The organism is Prevotella falsenii DSM 22864 = JCM 15124 (genome assembly GCF_000613945.1).
GTDB classification, from domain to species: Bacteria; Bacteroidota; Bacteroidia; order Bacteroidales; family Bacteroidaceae; genus Prevotella; species Prevotella falsenii.
This window is the reverse complement of the sequence record NZ_BAJY01000003.1, coordinates 22306-42274: the sequence shown is the minus strand read 5'-3', so window position 1 is coordinate 42274 and position 19969 is coordinate 22306. Positions and strand designations below refer to the sequence as shown.

The following is a 19969-nucleotide window of genomic DNA, read 5'->3' as shown; positions in this document are numbered from 1 at the left end:
AATCCATTAAATAGAAAGAAAATGACAAAGAAAATTTTAATGAGCACACTGCTGCTCTTAGTAATGTGTTTTAGTTTTGTTTCTTGTTCGGACGACAAGGACCAACCAACAGCAACCTCTTCGGTGGTTATCAATCTTGAAATGCCAATGACAATTCAAGACGGAACACTCACCGATGCACAGATTGTATTTATCAATAAGAAGTCTGCACAGCCCTATACAACACAGCAGATTGAAAAAACAGCCAACGGGTACACCGCAAAAATAGAGAATATACCCGTCGGTTCATACTCTGTATTTGCGGTTGGAACAGCCCACTTTACAGCCGACGGCAAACAAACCGTAGCTAACGTAAAGGCTACCAACGAGAATGTGGAGATTGCCGAAAGCCAAACAGGCAACACCGTTAAGCTCTTGTTTGATGTTTTCACAGGTAAAGAGGGTTTTGTTATATCTGAAATATTCTTCCGTGGTTCACCAAGAGACGGCGGTAGTCCCTACAACAGAGACCAATACTTTAAAATTACCAATAACAGCAACGAGCTTTTATATGCCGACAGTATTGTTATCATGGAGTCAGCTTTCAGAAACGACAACCCACAGAAGTATCTGAAGGACTTACGCGACGAAGGTTTTGCTGCAGAAGCCATTTATATGATACCCGGAAGTGGAAAAGACGTTCCTGTAAAGCCGGGCGAAAGTCTTTTAATTGCACTGAATGCAAAAGACCATAAAACAGTAAGCGGCTCGTCTTACGACCTCAGCAAGGCTGACTTTGAGTTTTACGATGAGTCTAAGGTAACTATAAAGGACGAGGACAACCCATCTGTCAAGAACCTCGACAAGTGGTATTGCTATACTCAATCTTTCTTTATTCTCAATATGCACGGCAACAATGCCTATGCGATTGCTAAGATTCGTGGCACGAAAGACGACTTCCTGAAGAACAACGCATACGATGCCCAATACTACGCAGTTAATGGTAAATTGATGACAACCAACGCTTATTTCGTACCAAATGCGTGGATTATTGATGCCGTAAACCTTTCTTATAAGGACAACGACCACCAATGGCGCGTAATGTCTATTATACTTGACAAGGGCTATACTTATTGTTCAGACAATAAAAACGACAAGAGCGGTATTGGGACAGCTGTAGTACGCAAGATGGTGAATGGTAAATATGCAGATACCAACAACTCAACTGAAGACTTCACACCAAAGGCTACACCAACCGTTAAGTAAGGTATTTAAAGCTGTTAGAGACGCAAAAAGCGCACTCTAACAGCTTTTTTTTATTATAAAAACATTATGAACAGACTTTTTTCGCATCTACTTGTTGCACTCTTCCTGCCGCTTTCGCTATCGGCACAGACGTTAGAGACGGACAAATCGTACAGAACAGGTAAGTTGGAAAACGGACTTACCTATTACATTCGACACAATTCAAAAGAGCCGGGCTTAGCTGATTTCTACATTGCACAGCGTGTTGGGTCTATTCTTGAAGAGCCTCGCCAACGTGGTTTGGCACATTTCTTGGAGCACATGGCGTTCAACGGTACAAAGAACTTTCAAGGAAAAGGCAGCTCATTGGGCGTTGTGCCGTGGTGCGAAAGCATCGGTGTAAAGTTCGGAACAAACCTGAATGCCTACACCAGCGTAGAACAAACGGTCTACAACGTATCTGCCGTGCCTGTAAAACGCGAAGGAATTGTAGATTCTACTTTGCTTATTCTGCACGATTGGAGCCACTTCCTGTTGCTCAACGACGATGAAATAGACAAAGAACGCGGGGTTATCCACGAGGAATGGCGCACGCGCCGTGCCGGAATGGCTGTACAACGCATGATGGAACGTGTGCTTCCTGTGGTTTATAAAGGCACAAAATACGAAGATTGCCTGCCTATCGGCTCGATGGATATTGTAGACAACTTCCCTTATAAAGACTTGCGCGACTACTATCAGAAATGGTATCGCCCCGACTTGCAAGCCATTATTGTGGTGGGCGACATCGATGTGGACAAGATGGAACGGAAAATTCGCCGTACATTTGCTGATGTTCCCAAGCCTACAACCCCTGCCGAAAGAGTTTATTATCCCGTTGCCGACAACGATAAAATGATAGTTGCCATCGACAAAGATACAGAGCAGCCCATCATGCTCGTAAATCTCTACATGAAACAAGATGCCACTCCCGACAGCGAAAAGAACCTTGTGGCAACTGCTCGTAAGAGTTATGTAACAGAACTTGTTACCTTTATGATAAACAGTCGCCTTGCCGACATCAAGAGGCAAGCTACGCCACCTTTCCACAGTGCATCGGTGGGTGCAGGACAATTCCTTATTTCAAAGACAAAAGATGCCTTTTCGCTTTCGTTCGGTTGCTTGCAAGAGAACGTGAAGGGTTCGTTCCAAGCTGCCATTGCCGAAATAGAACGTGCCCGACAACACGGTTTCACGGTAAGCGAATTGCAGCGTGCAAAAGCAGGACTACTGAAAGCTGCCGAACGCAGATACACCGAGCGCAACGACCGTCGCAACCGCTACTTTGTAAGAGCAGCACTGCAAAACTTCTTGGCAAGCGAACCGATTACCACAGCCGAATACGATTACAAGCTGATGCAGCAGTTCGATAAAGAAGTTGCACTGACCGACGTGAACAAGGAAGTTGCCGAACTTGTTTCAAACAAGAACCAAGTGCTTACGGTATATGCTCCCGACAAACCCGACTTCCCCATTGCCGATGCGCAAACCTTCGAGAAATATGTGCTCGACGCGCAAGCCAAGAAGTACGAACCTTACAAAGAGGCGTCTGCGGGAAAAGAACTCATAGACAAACTGCCGAAGAAAGGCAAGATAAAGAGCGAGCAGAATTGGGGCAAATTCGGCGTGAAAAAACTTGTATTAAGCAACGGCGTGGAGGTCTATGTGAAACCTACGGAGTATGCAAAAGACCAAATCAGTATGCGTTTCTTCGGCGAAGGCGGCACATCGCTCTATCCTGATGCCGATGCACTGAACTTCCACATGCTTACAAGTGCCATAACCGATGCAGGAGTGGGCAAGTTCGACAACATTCAACTCAGCCGAATACTCAGCGGAAAATCGGTTCGCGTGAGTCCGAGTATCGGCTACGAAACGCAAGCCATCAACGGCAGTTCATCGGTAAAGGACTTGCAGACACTGTTGGAGCTGACTTACCTTTACTTTACCGCACCGCGCAAAGATGCAGAAAAGTTCAAAGGCAGCATTGCCACCATGCGTTCGTTTCTTAAAAACCGCGAAGCCAACCCGCAAGTGGCTTACAACGATTCGGTTTCGGCTATCCTTTACGGCAACCACCCACGCCTGCAAAACATTACAACAAGCAATATAGACCGTGTGTCGTACAACCGCATTTGGCAAATATACAACGAACGCTTCAGCGATGCGTCAGGTTTTAAAATGGTTTTGGTAGGCAATATCGACATGGAAAAGCTGCGACCGCTGCTCTGCCGGTATGTTGCAACGCTGCCGGCAAAGGGGAAACGCGACACTGTGAAGGACACTTACCCCGCAGTGCGCAACGTAAACGAAACGCATACTTTCAGGAAGAAGATGAACACACCTTCTACCTTAGTGAGCGTTTTCTATACTTTCGACGAACCTTATACGGCAAAAGCAGACCTCGCACTCGATGTTTTCAAACGTGTACTGACAATTGCCTACACCGATTCCATACGCGAAGAGAAAGGCGGAACGTATGGCGTAAGCGTACAAAGCCGGCTCGACAGGAGCTCAAAGCTACTACTTTAATAAAGATAGGCTTCCGCACCGACCCTGCAAAGTACGAAATGCTGATGCCCATCGTTTACAGACAGATAGAGAACATTGCCAACAACGGGCCGTTGGCAGAGAGTATGGCGAAAGTAAAGACGTATTTGCTGAAAGCATACCAACAGAATGCCATCACAAACAATTATTGGGACTATGTTATTTACAACTATCTGCGACACGGCGTAGACTTCCACACAGGGTACGAAGACCTTCTGAACGGACTTACTGCACAAGATATACGGCAGATTGCAAAAGATATGCTGAAATCGAACCGCCGCATCGAAATAACAATGATGCCGGAATAAGACCGAATGGGGCTATTTTTCAATTTCTTGAAAAGCAGCCCTATTATTTTCGTTTACAGCGATTTACGCTGCAAAAACGTTACTCTTTCAATTTATTTACACGTAAAGAAATATTTATTTACGTGTAAATAAATATTTACTTACACGTAGAAAAAGAATTATTTACGTGTAAGTAATTTGCCGAGGTGATGCAAAAACAGGAGAAACTCTTAGTTTAGGCAAGCTGTAAGTGCGCAATTCATCGCGTTCCTACACGGCAAAAACAATACAAATTCTTAGCATCGGCAAGAAGAAAATAGCAGGAAAGCGTATATTGAACCAACATATTGAAAACAAAAAGCGAGTATGCCGAAAGTCTGTTTTGGCATACTCGCTTTTTCGTACAGCAACTATGCCGGAACAGAAACATTCGCCGAATAGTTCTGTTTTTCGGCATATTATTCGTTTTTATTTATTAACTTTGCGGTCTAAAGGCTTTCGTAGGAAGAACGAGAAATATCAGAAGACTTTCAAAGATTTAAGCAACAAGAGGAAGAAATGGACTTTTCGGAGGTTATAGGACAAGAAGAGACAAAGCAACGACTGCTGAAAATGGCAGCGGACAAGCACGTTCCGCATGCCTTGCTCTTTTGCGGTCCTTACGGTTCGGGCAAGATGGCTCTGGCAATGGCATTTGCAAGCTACCTGCTCGAAACTTCATCGGCATCGCCCGAAAACACAAAGGCTATGCTGAAGAAATGGGAACACCCCGACTTACACTTCACCTACCCTACCATAAAGCTACCGAACACGAGTTCGGAATACCAGCCTACAAGCAGCGATTTTGCGAAAGAATGGCATAAAATGATAATGGAAGGAGCCTATTTCAACATTCGCGAATGGATGAACGAAATGGGGGCAACAACCCAACAAGCCATTATTACAGGTGCGGAAAGCGATAACATTTCAAGAAAACTTGCCCTGCAATCGAGTCAGGGAGGCTATAAAGTTTCCATAATATGGCTGCCCGAACGAATGAACCAGACGTCGGCAAACAAGATTTTGAAACTCTTGGAAGAGCCAACCGAAGGAACGGTGTTCCTAATGGTGAGCGAAGAGCCGGAAAAACTGCTGGAAACGATTGTCAGCCGCACACAGCGCATTGATGTAAAGCGCATAGACGACACCGATATAGAGAAAGCATTGATTGCACAACGCGGTTTGGACGCCGACATAGCTCACCGCATAGCAAGAAGGGCAAGGGGCAGCTGGCTGAATGCGATAGAAGAACTGAGCAGCGACAATGAGTCGAAAGAATTTCTCGCACTGTTTCAGCAACTTATGCGTTCGTGCTATATGCGGGATATAAAGGCATTGAAACGCTGGAGCGAAGCAGCGGCAGCATTTGGCAGAGAGAAAGAAAGGCGTATGCTGGTTTACTTCCAACAGCAGGTAAGAGAAAACTTTATGTTCAACTTCCGCAATCCCGAACTTGTGTATATGTCGTTGGAAGAGGAGGAGTTTGCCAAGAACTTCGCACGCTTCATAAACGAAAAGAACATTATAGAAATAAACGAACTGTTTGGAAAATGCCACAGAGACATCGGGCAAAATGCCAATGGCAAAATTGTATTCTACGATATGGCGTTGAAGATGATAGTTCTGCTTCTAAGAAAGTAATATTTGCACATTTCAAACTATATATATACCCTTGCGGAAACAATAGAAAAAAGCGTTCCGAAAAGCAAGGTCTCAAAGTTAAACAATGGATTATAAAGATATGAAATTCAAGATGTGGACAGGCTGCGACCGCGGTCTGTGCCATCAAGCGTGCGGACGCTCCGACAAACAGCTGAATACTTACGACTGGTTGGAAGATGTTCCGGGCAATACAGATACAACCGACCTCGTGGAAGTGCAATTCAAAAACACACGCAAGGGATATTATCACAACGTGAACAACCTTGATTTGCACAAGGGAGACATTGTTGCAGTGGAGGCAAACCCCGGGCACGACATTGGCGTAGTTACACTTACGGGCAGATTGGTGAAGCTACAACTAAAAAAAGCCAACTGTATGAAGTCGCCTGATGATATTAAGCGCGTGTACAGAATTGCAAGAGAGGTGGACATGGAGAAGTACAGGGAAGCCAAAGCAAGGGAACACAACACGATGATAGAGAGCAGGCAGATAGCAAAAGCGTTGAACCTGCAAATGAAGATTGGCGATGTGGAATATCAGGGCGACGGCAACAAAGCCATATTCTACTATATTGCCGATGAGCGTGTAGACTTCCGACAGCTCATAAAAGACCTTGCTGCAGCCTTCCACGTGCGCATCGAGATGAAGCAGATAGGTGCCCGGCAAGAGGCGGGACGCATTGGCGGAACAGGTCCGTGCGGCAGAGAGCTTTGCTGTGCTACGTGGATGAAAAACTTTTCGAGTGTTTCGACAAATGCAGCACGCTGTCAGGACATTTCGTTGAACCCAACGAAACTGGCAGGTATGTGCGCCAAACTGAAGTGCTGCCTAAACTACGAGGTAGACGAATATATGGAAGCAAGCCGGAAACTGCCCGGAAAAGAAATTCATTTGCATACGATGGACGCCGAGTACTTCTTGTTTAAAACAGACATTTTGAACGGTCTCTGCACGTATTCTACCGATAAGAACTTAGCCGTAAATCTTGAAACGATTTCTGCTGAACGCGCAAAAGAAATCATAGAAATGAACCGTCAGGGCGAAAAACCGCTTTCGCTGCTGAACAACGGACAAGCCAAACCGGCGAAAAAGCCTATCGACTTGTTGGCAGAAGCCGACCTCAGCCGATTCGACAAAGACAAGACAGGCAGAAAGAACAATCGACGAAACAACAAAAAGAACGGTCAGCCACGAAGCCAAGAGCACGGTCAGCAAAGGGCAAACCCGCAGGAACAGAACGGACAACCGCACCAACGCCGAAACGGAAAGCCCAACAGGCGACCGACGCAGCAAGGCAACCGGCAGCCGAGAACACCAAACAACAACGATAATGAATAGGAAAGGACATTCCTTTTCGCACATCATAGCACTTGCAATCGTTGCCATAACAGCGATTGCATGCAAAGATGCCCGCACCTACGACAGCTATAAAGCCTTGCCAATCGATGGGTGGGAGCGCAACGATACGGCTGTCTTCTACATTCCGCGACAATGGGAAGGAATGTACAGCATGGACTTAGGCGTAAGGGCATCGCAAAGTTATCCGTACAAGAAAATCACGTTCATCGTGGAACGTAGCGTAATACACCGCAAGGGAAAGAAGCAAACAAGCCGCAACTACCAAGACACCCGTAACTTGCAACATTATAAACGATGACGGAAGATTGGCAGGAAAGCGCGGAATAACAACAAGCGAGATACAACAACGCATTGCCATATTTCCGTTACAACGCAACGATTCGCTTCGCATTTCCGTGCGCCACATCATGAGCAAGGAACTGCTTCAGGGTATTAGCGATGTGGGAATACGAATTGTAAAACGTAGATAAACAAAAAGGAACAGGACATCTGAACGCCCGATACTTTCTTCGCAAATAGCGGAACAGCCGGCAAAACTCTTCTAAAAAGGCGTAAAAAAACAAACATTATTCTGTATTTCCTTGCTCAACTCACTGTTTTTGTGTACATTTGTCCAACTTAATATCAATCCACGATACAGATGAGACAACTGAAAATCACCCAGTCGATTACAAATCGAGAAAGCACAGCACTCGAAAAATACCTTCAAGACATAAGCCGCGAAGACCTCGTAAGCTTAGATGAAGAGATTGAGTTAGCGCAAAAGATAAAGCAAGGCGATGCAAAAGCCCTCGAAAGGCTTACCAAAGCCAATCTGCGATTTGTCGTCTCTGTGGCAAAACAATATCAAAATCAAGGTTTATCGCTCCCGGACCTTATCAACGAAGGCAATTTGGGACTGATAAAAGCAGCTAAGAAATACGACGAAACACGGGGATTTAAGTTTATTTCGTATGCTGTATGGTGGATTAGACAAAGCATAATGCAAGCCATTTCGGAACAAAGCAGGCTCGTGCGTGTGCCAATGAACCAAATGGGCTCGATAAACAAGGTGCGCAAGGTTATCCATCAGTTCGAACAAGAACACCAACGCCTGCCCGGCATCGACGAGATAATGGAAGAAGTAGACTTACCGAAAGACAAAATAGCGGAAGTAATGTCTATGATTACAAAGAAAGTATCGATGGACGCACCTATTTCAAGTAGTGATGACGGCAGTTTACTCGACGTTTTGCCCAACAAGAACTCCCCTTCTGCCGACGAACAGCTGCTGGAAGAGGGACTGAAGAAAGAGATTGAGCGAGCATTGGTAACACTTTCAGAACGCGAACAAATCATCTTAAGAGGATATTTTGGCATCAATCAGCGAGAAATGTCGCTCGAAGAAATAGGCGAACAGACAGGACTGACACGCGAACGCGTCAGACAACTCAAGGAAAAAGCCATAAAACGCCTGCGCCACAACGTAAAAAACGATTCGTTAAAAGGATACTTGGGAGAATAAGAATAAAGACAAAAAACGACTCTTAAAAAGAATATTTAGGAAATAAGAATAAAAATATGAGATACTACAAATTTGTTTTAATAGCAGTAATGCTATTCGGTCTGACGACCACCACAACTGCAAAAGACGCTTACAAAGCCGTAAAGGTTTACATGTTCGGCTTTTCGGCATCGTTCAACGACTCTACTGTGAACTTCACCGATATACAGGCAGTAGACGCTTACGTTGAAAACAACCACACACACTTCTTGGTAAACCGCGACGAATATTCATATCAGCTGCGTTATTACATGGAAAGCATACAGCCGGACAGCTATCCTACCACCCTTGTTGTGTATGCCCTGACCGAAAAGGACGCTATGAAGAAGTACTTGAAAATGCAAGAGAAGTACACCAAGAAAGCAAAAGTAAAGTATATTGTCAATGCCATTCCTACATCGAAGTTCAGCTTTAAAACGGTGTTGCCGGACGAATTGCAACAGCAAATGATTCAAGAGAATGCTGCAAATCGCAAAGAAGAGTAAAGGAAACCACTAACAATGCAAGCACACAACTTTAAAATAGCAGAGCTAAATGTTCGCATTGCCTTTGCCGACAGCGAGAAAAACAGCATAAAACTTCTGCCGTCGTTTGCTCCATTCAGCACGGAAACATTCAAGGAAAACCTGTTTTTCCAACTCACCGTAGACGACCGGCTACGTCCGGTACCCAAGGAAAGACGAAAACACATACGCAATTTCGACACAGGAAACGGCGATACAATAGTCGATAAATTAGAAGACGGAGGCTATCAATACATTATAAAAGATATAAAAGGCATTGATTGCTGCCTTCTGATAACCAACAAGGACTTCTCCGACTGCCGTTGCGCACTCAATGGAAACTACAATATGCGCAGCTTCGGACTGAATAATGCCCTTATGTTGATATTTGCTTTCGCCGGTGCACATAAGCAAACGCTGCTGATACACGCATCGTTGGTGCGCAACAACAATTTCGGCTATGCGTTCATTGCAAAGAGTGGCACGGGCAAATCCACACAAGTAAGTATGTGGCTAAGGCATATAGCAGGGTCGGACCTTATGAACGACGACAATCCCATTATTCGATGCATCGACAACGAGTTTTGGATTTTCGGCAGTCCGTGGAGCGGAAAGACACCGTGTTATAGGAATGTAAAAGCCCGACTCGGTGCCATTACGCGCATCGACCGCGCTACAGCCAACTCCATAGACAAACTTTCGCCTATTCAGGCATTTGCTTCGTTGCTTCCATCGTGCTCAAGTATGAAGTGGGATACTGATATTTACAATGCCATTTGCGATACAATAACAAAGATAGTGGAAACAACCGGCATCTACACGCTGCACTGCTTGCCCGACAAAGAGGCGGCTGAAGTGTGTTACAACGCAATAAGCAAGACACCATAATGCCAACAAATAGCATAAAACCAACTAAAATTCAGTTTGAGAATGCTGTCTTCCTACCCGAAATAGTGAAGATACTGAACGAAGGGCATACCGTTACGCTCACGTTGCGAGGCTACTCCATGAGGCCGTTTTTAGAGAATTGCCGCGACAAAGCTCTATTGGTAAAACCCTCTACAATAGCCATTGGCGACCCGGTTTTAGCAGAAATAACCCCAAAACACTTTGTGTTGCATCGCATTGTAGCCATCAATGGCGAATCCGTTACGTTGTTGGGCGACGGCAATCTATTAACGGAACATTGCCAAAAGAAAGACATTGTGGGGGCTGTAATCGGCTTTTACAGAAAAGGACGAACCACTTTAGACCGCACCGATGGCCGGAAATGGCGTTGTTACAGCTATGTATGGACACGCTTGCGCCCCATACGACGCTATCTGTTGGGTATTTATCGCAAGATATGGATTCCACTTTTCGGAGTCATTTAAATAGAATAATTCAATAAAAACGACAATAAATGAAAACAAAAATAGGTTTCAATCTGCGCCAAGTATGTGGCGAAAACATTATAGTAGCCGAAGGCGAAGAGAACATAGATTTCAGTAATATCATCTCGATGAACGAGAGTTCGGCTTTTCTTTGGAAAGAAGCGCAGCAATTGGAAAGCTTTACCATAGCCGACTTGGTGCGCATTCTCACTGACGAATACGAGGTGGACGAAGCCACTGCTACCGAAGACGTTACGAAACTGACGGCTCAATGGGGAGCATCGGGCATTCTGGAAGGAGACGATATACCCGTTCTTCCAACACAAGAAGCTACCGAGAAACTTTCTGCTACGCCCTCTACGCCTGCCGAAGAAGCAGAAAAAAAAGAAAAGAAAGGGTTCTTTAAAAAACTATTTGGATAAATAAAAAACTCCTAACTGATGGTAGTTAGGAGTTTTTTATTTTATCAGGAGGGTGAAAACTTACATTTTAAGATACTGCTGATATTGCTTATCGTTTAAAATCTTCTTCAACTCAGCAAGATAAGCGGTGCGCTTTGCTTTCATATCATTTGCACGTTGCATGCACTCAGACTTCTTCTGCTTATCGCATTGGCCACCTTCTCCCTTGCATTCAGACTTATTTTGCTTATCGCAATGGTTGCCTTCGCCCTTGCATTCGGACTTCTTCTGCTTATCGCAATGGTTACCTTCGCCTTTGCATTCTGACTTCTTCTGCTTATCGCATTGACCACCTTCGCCTTTGCATTCAGATTTACCTTGCTTGTCGCAATGGTTGCCTTCGCCCTTCTTGCAATCGCCGGCAGCTTTTTACAACTATCAGTGCCCTTCTTGCAATTACCGTTAGATTCCTTACAACAGCCGGCAGCCTTCCGGCTATCACCCATTTTATGGCTCATACCCTCTTTGCAATCAGACTTTGCCTTACCTTTAGCATGTGGGCATACAAGAACTTCCGCATACTCCGTATTAAGTTTCAAGAGTGCCTTAGCTTGTTTCTTATCGAGCTTCAAGTCCTTTACAAGTTTATCGGTAAATGCCTTTGGGTCTGCCTTCTTAACTCCTTCAGGACAGTTTGCTGCTACCATGTTGCTGTTAGATGCTACCGAAGTTGCAGGTGCAATGGCGAACATACCCATTGCAAATAAGCCTAAAATTAACTTTTTCATATTTGTTGAATGTTTATTATTTTAATTTATTAATACAATCTAAATTCTTTCCTGTTTCCTATCAGCACTTTTTTGCACCGATATTTTATCCGATTGCAAAGATACACTTTCTATTTCAATATTGTTTGTAATAAGTTCAACATTTATTTTTTATTCACAATTTAAGGCAGAACAGAGATCAAAGCAAGGCATAACAAGGCGTTAAGGTGCGTTTGATTAGTGAACGACAGCCATTAAAAACTATTCTTCAGCTGGCTGTTCCGTTGTGTTAGATGTGCATGATTACTGAACGAGAGCTATTAAAAACCCTCTTGAACGTGAATTTGATGCAAGTCTGCTTGTACTTGCACACAAATACAGTCTATCAATCTACGCCTTTTCATCTTAAAAACTGTATAAAATATTTAGCGTAAAAATACGAATTGAACAAGTAAACAAGAGGCTTTATAAGTCATCTGAACTACACCCCAAAAGTTTTGTGTCTAACTTTTAGGGCGTAGTTCATACTTTTATTGATACACAACTTATATATATTAATAATGTGTAAGAACTTTAAAACTGTGCGATAAGTTTACTTTACGAGCACTTTCTTTGTGCTTACGGTCTTGTTTCCATCAGTTGCTTTCACAATGTAAATGCCTGAAAGGGTTGGGCAAACAGTGCCAATATATTGCCCACCGATGGTGTAATAGCTATATTGGAGTGTTCCATTGTTGGGCAGAACAGGGGCTATGGCGGTTGCAGGGTCGAACTCACAAGCACCTATATCGATGCTCTTGCCCATTACACGGTCGTTGCCATAAATGTCTTCTGTGTAGTCTTCAACTTCTATGGTTACACCTTTATCTATAAACTCGCTGCCTATTGTCAGTCCCCAGTTAGCTAAAAGAATGTCTTGCAATGCCTTATCGTCGGTTGTACTGCCCTCAAAAGTTGTCGGATTTACGAAGTTTGCTCTGTCCACAGCAGTGCCATTAATGGTGTTTACTACATCTTTTTCCTCCTCAGAGTAAGAAGAATAGTCGATATTGGCACCGGTAGTAGCCTTTCTCGACTTATTGTTTTGCACCGTACAGTTTATAATCTTGCCGCCATCGGCAAAGATACCGCCACCGTGAAACGATGTACAGTTGTAGACAATGCCCCCAACGAACATGCCTTTGTTATACACACCACCGCCGGCACCGCCTTTTTCATCGCCCAACAAAGTGTAATCGGCAAAGCAATTGGCAACAATATTGTTGATGGCAGTGCCTGAATTGTATATTCCACCGCCAAGAAGTGCACGGCTGCTAATCACTTCGTTGTCGCTCAACATACCTGTTGAGTAGACCGCACCGCCTTCGCGAGCGTAGCAACCTTTGAATTTGCAATCGGTAACTGTCCCTTTCGCATTATAAACAGCACCTCCCGCGTCTAATGCAACACAATCTACGAAAATACAATCGCTTATTTCAGTGTTCTCGGCATATACTGCACCACCTTGTGCTTGAGTATTGGGAGAGTGCCCATAGGTGCGTTCAAAGTAGCAGTCGGCAATCTTTGCATTGCCTTTACCTACTAAATAGACGGCTGCACCATTGGCATTTCTGTTGCCTTCAGCCGTGAAATAGCAAGAGTTTTCTATGAATTGGCAGGTGGTAATGGTAACATCGCCCACTGCATAGATTGCACCACCCGAACATTGCACGTTATACACCATGGCGTTTGCGCCTTTCAGGGTAAGTCCGTCAATCGTAATTGGGGCGGTCAGCTCTTCCTTTTTATATAATATGTGGTTGGCATTGTTTTCTGTTCCCGGTATAATGTTGTCTTCAACTTTCCACCCATACACAAACGGATTAGCGGGGTCGGAATCTCTTACCCATTTGTCGGGTACATCATCGTCGGCACTCAGTATTGTCTCATTGGCATATTTGTAAGGACTATCGTCATCTACTTTGGTACGTTTGTCCTTGCTTTTCTCTGTACCGGCAAAGCCGCCATAGAGCGAAACACCATCTTTTAACGGAAAGTGGCGTGAGTTTTTCTTCGACGATTTAATAAGTTGCGTAGGCTTATAGGTGCCAGCTGCAATCCAAATTTCGTCGCCCGAAGTTGCTTTTGCCAAAGCATCGTCTAAACTTCCCATGGCTTTTTCCCACGAAGAGCCGTCGCCCGTACCCTTCGTAGTAACGTGATATACTTTCGCTTGTAACTGTGTAGCGGCAAGAAACAAGCCGATTCCAACCGCAAAAAAATAAGAATGCTTCATATCTCAATATGTTTTGGTTAATGTAAATCGGAACAAATATTATTTCATTTCAGTGCAAATGCTCTTATTTACCTTTAGAAACTTTAATAAGCAGCAGCCCTATGGCTGTCCAGATAAGTTCTCGAAGGCGCACGATAAGGGCTACAAAGATGCCTGCATTGGCAGTAAGTCCTAAACCGGAAACCGACATTAAGAAGCCGCCTTCGCGTCCGCCAAGTTGCAACGGCATAAAAAACAACATATTGGCAAACAGCGTTGTAAAGGAAATAATGAGAATACAGTTCAGATAATTCACACTTGGAAACAACACAAGCAATATGAAAAACACTTCAAGGGCACTGCAAACACGACACAAAAATTCGATAAACACCACCGAGAAGAATGTTTTTGGGTCTTGATTGTGCAACGCTGCTATCTGATGGTCGATGTTTTCCAATCGTTCCCGGTTCTCTTCCACGTACCTACACGCCCATTTCTTGACGAAAGGAATATACCGCAGGAACTTCATAACGCGAACAGCAAGTCCTTTCTTATAGCCCGAGAAGAAGAACCAGATAGCCGTAAGGCAGAAAACACAGCACACAGAAAGCATAATCGCCATAAAAAAACTAACTTGTTGCGTAAGAATGAAGAGCGGAATGGAGAGCAACCAGAACCAAAAATGACTGAAAATGTGCGTCATAACAAACAAGAGCACCGAAGAGGTCGCACGTTCTACGCCGATACGGGGCGACAATTCCATAATCCGATAAGGCTCACCACCCATCAATCCCCCCGGAGTGGCATAGTTCAAGGCAAACCCCGACACACTGAGTTTATAGAGATACCAAAACGGAACCATGCGTTTGTCGTCGCCTTTGGTTTGACTTTTGATGATAATATACCAAGAAGAAGTATTGAAAATATAAAGAAAAGCCCACAATACCACTACTGCAAAGAACCAATAGCCTGCGTGCTGCAATCCGTGCCATACTTCGGCAAAGTCCAATTGTGTAACCATTATCACCAAGACCACAATACCGAAGAGGAAAAAACCGTTTTGATATTTCTTTTTCATAGGCTTTTTTCTTTTATTGGAAATAGGGAACGAGGCAACTCCGCTCGTACAAAGAAACCATTAATACTCCGAGTTACTCATTCAACTGTCTATCATTTCAATTATTCTTCCTTTCGTTTCGATACGGCAAAACGCACCTTCTCGCTATCATCACGACGTTCTTTGTAGAGTTTTGACAACGGATTGCCCATTGGTTCGTCGTATTCCTTGCGATGACGGAATATGTCTATGGCAAGGAAAATAGCATGGCGCATAGGCATAGCATCGGCAACACCCTTGCCTGCAATACTCAAATTGGCTGTAATCTCGGGTGCAGTACGCACCAACGGAAGCCCTGCAAGGTAGCTTACGCCCCCTTCTACCGTGAGCGAACGGAAAGGAGTAAGTCCCTGTTCGTAGTACATGGCAAGCACACCGTCGAACTGTTCCCAATCGCTACCGCCGAAAAACTTATCTGCAGCATACGGACCGAAAGCCTGAATGCCTTCTTTTTCGAGTGCAGCGATGGCAGGTTCTATCACCTCTTGCTCCTCCGAACCGAGCAAACCATTGTCGCCTGCCTTCGGATTAAGTGCCAAAACAGCGATGCGCGGATTAGAAATGCGGAAGTCGCGGTGTATGCTATGGTGCAGCAAACGCCCGTTTTCGGTAAGTCCTTCTATCGATATAGACTCTGCAACTTGCTTCAACGGCAAGTTGCGAGTAGCCAAAGCAATGCGCAACTTCTCACTTACAAGCATCGAGAGCGTTGGCTCTTCAGCCGGTAAATGGTCTTCAATGTATCGGCTTTGCCCACTGAAGTGGAACTGCTCGCTGTTTTCTATGGGAGCTGTAACCATGACATCGAAGCCTCCCGCACGGTAATCGTCCAATGCACGGTCGATTGCAAGCAAGCCGGCATTGCCCGATTCTTCGGTAGGCACACCGAATTCAACCTTTATTTCTTCGTCGAAAACAGGTATAAAGTTTATTCTATTGTCTTGAACTTCGCTTATATCGTTGATGATAGTAAAGGTTGCTTCCATCTCCAACGCATTTCTATGATAAGCAGCAACCTTCGGAGAACCGTATATAACGGGCGTGCAAAGTTCCAACATCGTTGGTTCTTCGAAGGCTTTGAATATCAGTTCGTATCCTATTCCGTTTGTATCGCCGTGCGTAATGGCTACTCGGACTTTTCTATTGTTGTTCATATCTTATTCTGTCTATTATATTTTTCTGTTTCTATTCTTGCTTGTTTCTTGTGTAAAGGACTGCTTCCAATCGGCGCATAAGGTTGCGTTTCTTGGTTTCGGGCGCATAGACAAAGGCTTCCGACACAACTATGCGATTACCTTTCGGCTGCCAATAAGCTACGAAGGCACCGCCCATGGCGTCGTTCTTCATATCCCAAAGTCCCCGTACCGTTACGGAATTGCCCCGTCCACGTGTTATCGAAGCGATGGAAGCGGTTCGCATATACATTCCTTTTTGCTCTCCGGGAATGTTTCTTCGCATCACACTGTCGCGCTGTTGGCGGAAATCGCCCTTGCGAATGGTGTACAGACAGATATTAACCATACCTGACGGTGCATTGTTCGACAGCCAAAGGAAGTCCTTCCTCACTCTGCTTGCCGTTAAATCGGCAGGTACTTGCATCGTGATGCCGAACATTTTGCGTATCGTTTCTTCTGCCTTTGCATTCGGTTGCTTCGCCATGTCCGCCTGCGTGCGGTGCAATTCTACTTTCGTCAGATAGTTACGCAACGTGTGTCCCTGCGTTTTCAAAAACGCTTTCAGCTTCGGCAACGATGGAGCAGCAACGGTTACGATAACCTGCGGTTGTGCATACACATTCTGTTTACTGCTTATACTCACGCCTTTTTCGCGCTGATTGATGGTCAGCACAACTATGTTGCGCACCATTTTGCTATCGCCCTGCAAGTTTTCAGCCGCAATTTCTACCACGTCGAACGACGGTTCTGCCTGCGGTAGTCCCACTATTGGTGCTGAAAACACATTGTACAGCAGACTGTCTTCATCGTTCACCACCACCACCTCGTAGGCTTTGCCGTAGCTTGCCGGACGAAACAGGGTGTTCTTGCAGCCCGTCAGCAACATCATTGCCACGAGTGCAACGAGCGAAAGTTGCCTATGCACGTTCATCAGCTATCTTCTTTGCCGTGGAAAGCAAGCCGCAAGCCGCAAAAATATCTTGTCCGCGACTGGCACGTATGGTTGTAAACACGCCGTGTTGAGTGAGGTAATTGCGAAACTCCTCCATCTTCTTGTCGTCTACACCGTGCAGCGGCACGTTGGGAATGGTGTGGAAACGAATCAGATTAATTCTGCAATCCAAGCCTTTCAGCAACTTTATTATTTCCTTTGCGTGGTGTTCCGAGTCGTTCACACCTTTGAAAACAATGTACTCGAACGACAGGCGGCGTTGGTGCGAGAAGTCGTAATTACGCAGCAACTCTACGATGTCGGCAATCGACATGCCACGCTCGGCAGGCATAATCTCCGCCCGCTCGGCAGGAATGGGCGAGTGCATGCTTATTGCAACGTGGCAATCGCTTTCTTCAAGAAACCGTTTCAGCTTGTTTTTCACGCCTATGGAACTCACCGTTATGCGCTTTGGCGACCACGCATAGGCATAGTCGGCAGTCATTATCCGGGTTGTTCGCAACACATTGTCGTAGTTGTCCATCGGTTCGCCTTGCCCCATGAACACGATGTTGGTTAGCTTTTCGCGCTCGGGCAGCGAGTATATCTGGTTCAATATGTCGGTGGCAGAGAGGTTACCCTCGAAGCCTTGCTTGCCCGTTTGGCAGAAAAGACAGTTCATTTTGCAGCCCACTTGCGACGAAACGCAGAGTGTGGCACGGTCGTCGTCGGGAATATACACCGACTCTACAAACTTTCCGTCGTCCGTTGGAAACAGATACTTGATGGTTCCGTCCTTCGAATACTGTGCGTCGATGTGTTTTTTGCAACCTATGGTGTAAGCCGCTTTCAGCTTTTCGCGATTGGCTTTCGACAGGTTTGTCATTTCGTCAATCGACGTTATATGCTGCGTATAAAGCCACTTTGCCATCTGTCCGCCCGTAAAGGCAGGCATACCGAGTTCTTTTGCAACTGTTTTCAGTTCCAAAAGGGTCATTCCCATAAGTGGTTTCTTTGCGACTTCCATATCTTGTTCTCTATATATAATGGTGCAAAGATAACGAAAAATAAGGAATAACCACGTTTTTCTGTCGAATAATAGACGAATTACCGACAAGAAAACGTGGTTATTCCTTAGCGAAAGCAATGTTTTCCTAAATTGAAGGTATAGGAGCAACACGCTTGAAAAGCATCGTATAAGTGCCTGTACCGAAATATTTCAACACCAATTCGTTCTTGCTTACATATCCCAAACCGTGATATTCCACTACACTATGCCCATAGCCATCTTCTTTTGATGTGCTAAGATACATCTCTCCATATTCTTCTTTCCAACCCAAACTCCAGCTTCCTTTGGTTATGGTGTCCGTTTTTACTTCCCAATCGCTATAATTTACCTTCTCACCATCTTTTATACGCTTGCGAGAAGCCGTTTTTTCGTGGGTTTCCAACTTACCTTTTTCTTTGAAATTATAGGATACATAACGATAGCTAAGTTCGTCTTGCTCTTCGTAATACCATTGTCCTAACACTCTTTCATAGTAGAGTTTGCGCACGGCAATGGTCTTTTCTTGCTCAGGGGTCAGCTCTGCGTCCTTGTGGCACGATGTCAGTAACATTGCCATAGCACAACAGGCTGTAAATACAAACAGTATTTTTTTCATTGTTAAGATTGTTTTTGTCGTTCTTATATAGCATATAAACGAAAGCATTAACGCTTTATTGCGAAGTCCGAACAATAAAAATACATACTTTTAGGTATTGTCCAAATGCTGCATTCTGTCTACTTTTGCCATGCTTATAATAAACCAAAAAGATACAAAACAATGGAAACAAAACAACTTTCGAGCATACCTGAAACGATGCTGATAACGCTTTGGGCAAAGGCAACCGAAACAGATAAACACGACGCTCTTCTCCACGACGAGATGGCAAAGAAGATAATCGGCAATATCGACTACGATTTCACGAAATTCAAACATGGCAAACTCTCGCAAATAGGTTGCTGCATTCGTGCCAATCTTATAGACGAAGAAGCGAAAAACTTCCTCGACAAACACCCCGACGCAGTGGTGATACAGCTTGGTGCAGGTCTCGACGCACGCTACCAGCGTATGGGTTGCCCGCAAGTTACGCAGTGGTTCGACCTCGACCTTGAAGAAGCCATCAACATAAGAGAGCATTTTATGCCTGAAACCGAGAAGAACAGATACTTGAAAATGTCGATGTTCGACACTGAATGGATAGAGAAGGTGAAGGCTTACCACAGACCGGTATTGATAATAATAGAAGGTGTGCTGATGTATTTTAAGCCGGAACAGGTTAAAAGCTTCTTCCAAACAATTTGCGAACAGCTTGGCGAGGCAACCGTCTTATTCGATATGCTTGCCTTTTTTGCACTTAAACACAGCAAGCAGCACGACACGGTGAGCAAAATAAACGGCAATGCACAGTTTTTATGGTCGGAGCTGAACACAAAAACAATGGAAACGTGGCACAACAAACTGCACATTGCCCACGAATACTATATGAGCGACTACGAGCAAGGACGCTTCCCGCTCATCTTGCGCTTGCTTTACAAGTTGCCTTACTTCTACAAACGTTTCAATCAGCGCATTGTACGGATAGACATAAAATAATATCTGTCAATCCGACACGACTGCAAAGAATGTGTTTAATATATTCGTTAGGGCATTCATCTCCGCTATCAGGCAAATTATTTACACGTAAAGAAACATTTACTT

At 44.7% G+C, this 19969-nt stretch carries 16 protein-coding genes and 2 pseudogenes; 11 read left to right on the top strand and 7 right to left on the bottom strand.

Going from position 1 to position 19969, the window contains the following annotated elements; translation table 11 throughout:
* Positions 1 to 21 precede the first annotated feature (21 nt).
* From JCM15124_RS01985 to JCM15124_RS01940, 10 genes and pseudogenes are all read left to right on the top strand, one after another.
* Positions 22 to 1245, top strand: coding sequence for a DUF4876 domain-containing protein (locus tag JCM15124_RS01985; protein ID WP_024998076.1), 1224 nt, complete (start codon positions 22 to 24; stop codon positions 1243 to 1245).
* A gap of 66 nt (positions 1246 to 1311) precedes the next feature.
* Positions 1312 to 4121 (top strand): annotated as a pseudogene (locus tag JCM15124_RS12885) (M16 family metallopeptidase).
* 537 nt (positions 4122 to 4658) lie between these two features.
* Complete coding sequence (locus tag JCM15124_RS01975) at positions 4659 to 5780, top strand: DNA polymerase III subunit (protein ID WP_024998075.1); 1122 nt, start codon at positions 4659 to 4661, stop codon at positions 5778 to 5780.
* Between the two features lie 85 nt (positions 5781 to 5865).
* Positions 5866 to 7140 carry a PSP1 domain-containing protein gene (locus tag JCM15124_RS01970; protein WP_024998074.1) on the top strand — a complete coding sequence of 425 codons (1275 nt, stop codon included), beginning with the start codon at positions 5866 to 5868 and terminating at the stop codon, positions 7138 to 7140.
* Positions 7133 to 7631, top strand: a pseudogene (locus tag JCM15124_RS12880) (gliding motility lipoprotein GldH). Before JCM15124_RS01970 ends, JCM15124_RS12880 begins: the two are co-directional and overlap by 8 nt.
* Before the next feature lie 170 nt (positions 7632 to 7801).
* The gene (locus JCM15124_RS01960) at positions 7802 to 8665 is read left to right on the top strand and encodes a sigma-70 family RNA polymerase sigma factor (protein WP_024998073.1); all 864 of its coding nucleotides are present in this window, start codon (positions 7802 to 7804) and stop codon (positions 8663 to 8665) included.
* A 56-nt stretch (positions 8666 to 8721) separates the two neighbouring features.
* Positions 8722 to 9189: a hypothetical protein gene (locus JCM15124_RS01955; RefSeq protein ID WP_024998072.1), complete on the top strand. Its 468-nt coding sequence runs from the start codon at positions 8722 to 8724 to the stop codon at positions 9187 to 9189.
* A gap of 15 nt (positions 9190 to 9204) precedes the next feature.
* A complete protein-coding gene (locus JCM15124_RS01950; RefSeq protein ID WP_024998071.1) occupies positions 9205 to 10095 on the top strand; it encodes a hypothetical protein in 891 nt (296 codons plus the stop codon).
* Positions 10095 to 10580, top strand: a complete 486-nt coding sequence (locus JCM15124_RS01945; RefSeq protein ID WP_024998070.1) for a peptidase S41 — start codon at positions 10095 to 10097, stop codon at positions 10578 to 10580. Before JCM15124_RS01950 ends, JCM15124_RS01945 begins: the two co-directional genes overlap by 1 nt.
* 29 nt (positions 10581 to 10609) lie before the next feature.
* On the top strand, positions 10610 to 11002 hold the full coding sequence (locus tag JCM15124_RS01940) for a PqqD family protein (protein WP_024998069.1): 393 nt from the start codon (positions 10610 to 10612) through the stop codon (positions 11000 to 11002).
* Positions 11003 to 11142: 140 nt separating this feature from the next.
* On the opposite strand, the gene JCM15124_RS01930 is transcribed toward JCM15124_RS01940, so the two are convergent.
* From JCM15124_RS01930 to JCM15124_RS01900, 7 genes are all read right to left on the bottom strand, one after another.
* On the bottom strand, positions 11143 to 11769 hold the full coding sequence (locus JCM15124_RS01930; RefSeq protein ID WP_232220051.1) for a DUF4890 domain-containing protein: 627 nt from the start codon (positions 11767 to 11769) through the stop codon (positions 11143 to 11145).
* Between the two features lie 571 nt (positions 11770 to 12340).
* The gene (locus JCM15124_RS01925) at positions 12341 to 14023 is read right to left on the bottom strand and encodes a right-handed parallel beta-helix repeat-containing protein (protein ID WP_024998067.1); all 1683 of its coding nucleotides are present in this window, start codon (positions 14021 to 14023) and stop codon (positions 12341 to 12343) included.
* A 64-nt stretch (positions 14024 to 14087) separates the two neighbouring features.
* Positions 14088 to 15080, bottom strand: a complete 993-nt coding sequence (locus tag JCM15124_RS01920) for a lysylphosphatidylglycerol synthase transmembrane domain-containing protein (RefSeq protein WP_024998066.1) — start codon at positions 15078 to 15080, stop codon at positions 14088 to 14090.
* Positions 15081 to 15181: 101 nt separating this feature from the next.
* Positions 15182 to 16273, bottom strand: coding sequence for a PdxA family dehydrogenase (locus JCM15124_RS01915; protein ID WP_024998065.1), 1092 nt, complete (start codon positions 16271 to 16273; stop codon positions 15182 to 15184).
* 31 nt (positions 16274 to 16304) lie between these two features.
* Positions 16305 to 17225, bottom strand: coding sequence for a DUF4837 family protein (locus JCM15124_RS01910; protein ID WP_024998064.1), 921 nt, complete (start codon positions 17223 to 17225; stop codon positions 16305 to 16307).
* A complete protein-coding gene (rlmN, locus tag JCM15124_RS01905; protein ID WP_024998063.1) occupies positions 17212 to 18252 on the bottom strand; it encodes a dual-specificity RNA methyltransferase RlmN in 1041 nt (346 codons plus the stop codon). The genes JCM15124_RS01910 and rlmN overlap by 14 nt, the downstream gene beginning before the upstream one ends.
* A 127-nt stretch (positions 18253 to 18379) precedes the next feature.
* Positions 18380 to 18889 carry a hypothetical protein gene (locus JCM15124_RS01900; RefSeq protein ID WP_024998062.1) on the bottom strand — a complete coding sequence of 170 codons (510 nt, stop codon included), beginning with the start codon at positions 18887 to 18889 and terminating at the stop codon, positions 18380 to 18382.
* Positions 18890 to 19051: 162 nt separating this feature from the next.
* Here JCM15124_RS01900 and JCM15124_RS01895 point away from each other — a divergent pair, with 162 nt between their 5' ends.
* On the top strand, positions 19052 to 19864 hold the full coding sequence (locus JCM15124_RS01895; protein WP_024998061.1) for a class I SAM-dependent methyltransferase: 813 nt from the start codon (positions 19052 to 19054) through the stop codon (positions 19862 to 19864).
* Positions 19865 to 19969: the final 105 nt, after the last annotated feature.

What these genes read in the sequence shown, in the direction of transcription:
- JCM15124_RS01985 (WP_024998076.1), top strand. Translation starts at nt 22, where the DNA reads ATGACAAAGAAAATTTTAATGAGCACACTGCTGCTCTTAGTAATGTGT.
- JCM15124_RS01955 (WP_024998072.1), top strand. Translation starts at nt 8,722, where the DNA reads ATGAGATACTACAAATTTGTTTTAATAGCAGTAATGCTATTCGGTCTG.
- JCM15124_RS01925 (WP_024998067.1), bottom strand. Translation starts at nt 14,023, where the DNA reads ATGAAGCATTCTTATTTTTTTGCGGTTGGAATCGGCTTGTTTCTTGCC.
- JCM15124_RS01945 (WP_024998070.1), top strand. Translation starts at nt 10,095, where the DNA reads ATGCCAACAAATAGCATAAAACCAACTAAAATTCAGTTTGAGAATGCT.
- JCM15124_RS01970 (WP_024998074.1), top strand. Translation starts at nt 5,866, where the DNA reads ATGGATTATAAAGATATGAAATTCAAGATGTGGACAGGCTGCGACCGC.
- rlmN (WP_024998063.1), bottom strand. Translation starts at nt 18,252, where the DNA reads ATGGAAGTCGCAAAGAAACCACTTATGGGAATGACCCTTTTGGAACTG.
- JCM15124_RS01940 (WP_024998069.1), top strand. Translation starts at nt 10,610, where the DNA reads ATGAAAACAAAAATAGGTTTCAATCTGCGCCAAGTATGTGGCGAAAAC.
- JCM15124_RS01915 (WP_024998065.1), bottom strand. Translation starts at nt 16,273, where the DNA reads ATGAACAACAATAGAAAAGTCCGAGTAGCCATTACGCACGGCGATACA.
- JCM15124_RS01930 (WP_232220051.1), bottom strand. Translation starts at nt 11,769, where the DNA reads ATGAAAAAGTTAATTTTAGGCTTATTTGCAATGGGTATGTTCGCCATT.
- JCM15124_RS01960 (WP_024998073.1), top strand. Translation starts at nt 7,802, where the DNA reads ATGAGACAACTGAAAATCACCCAGTCGATTACAAATCGAGAAAGCACA.
- JCM15124_RS01950 (WP_024998071.1), top strand. Translation starts at nt 9,205, where the DNA reads ATGCAAGCACACAACTTTAAAATAGCAGAGCTAAATGTTCGCATTGCC.
- JCM15124_RS01895 (WP_024998061.1), top strand. Translation starts at nt 19,052, where the DNA reads ATGGAAACAAAACAACTTTCGAGCATACCTGAAACGATGCTGATAACG.
- JCM15124_RS01975 (WP_024998075.1), top strand. Translation starts at nt 4,659, where the DNA reads ATGGACTTTTCGGAGGTTATAGGACAAGAAGAGACAAAGCAACGACTG.
- JCM15124_RS01910 (WP_024998064.1), bottom strand. Translation starts at nt 17,225, where the DNA reads ATGAACGTGCATAGGCAACTTTCGCTCGTTGCACTCGTGGCAATGATG.
- JCM15124_RS01900 (WP_024998062.1), bottom strand. Translation starts at nt 18,889, where the DNA reads ATGAAAAAAATACTGTTTGTATTTACAGCCTGTTGTGCTATGGCAATG.
- JCM15124_RS01920 (WP_024998066.1), bottom strand. Translation starts at nt 15,080, where the DNA reads ATGAAAAAGAAATATCAAAACGGTTTTTTCCTCTTCGGTATTGTGGTC.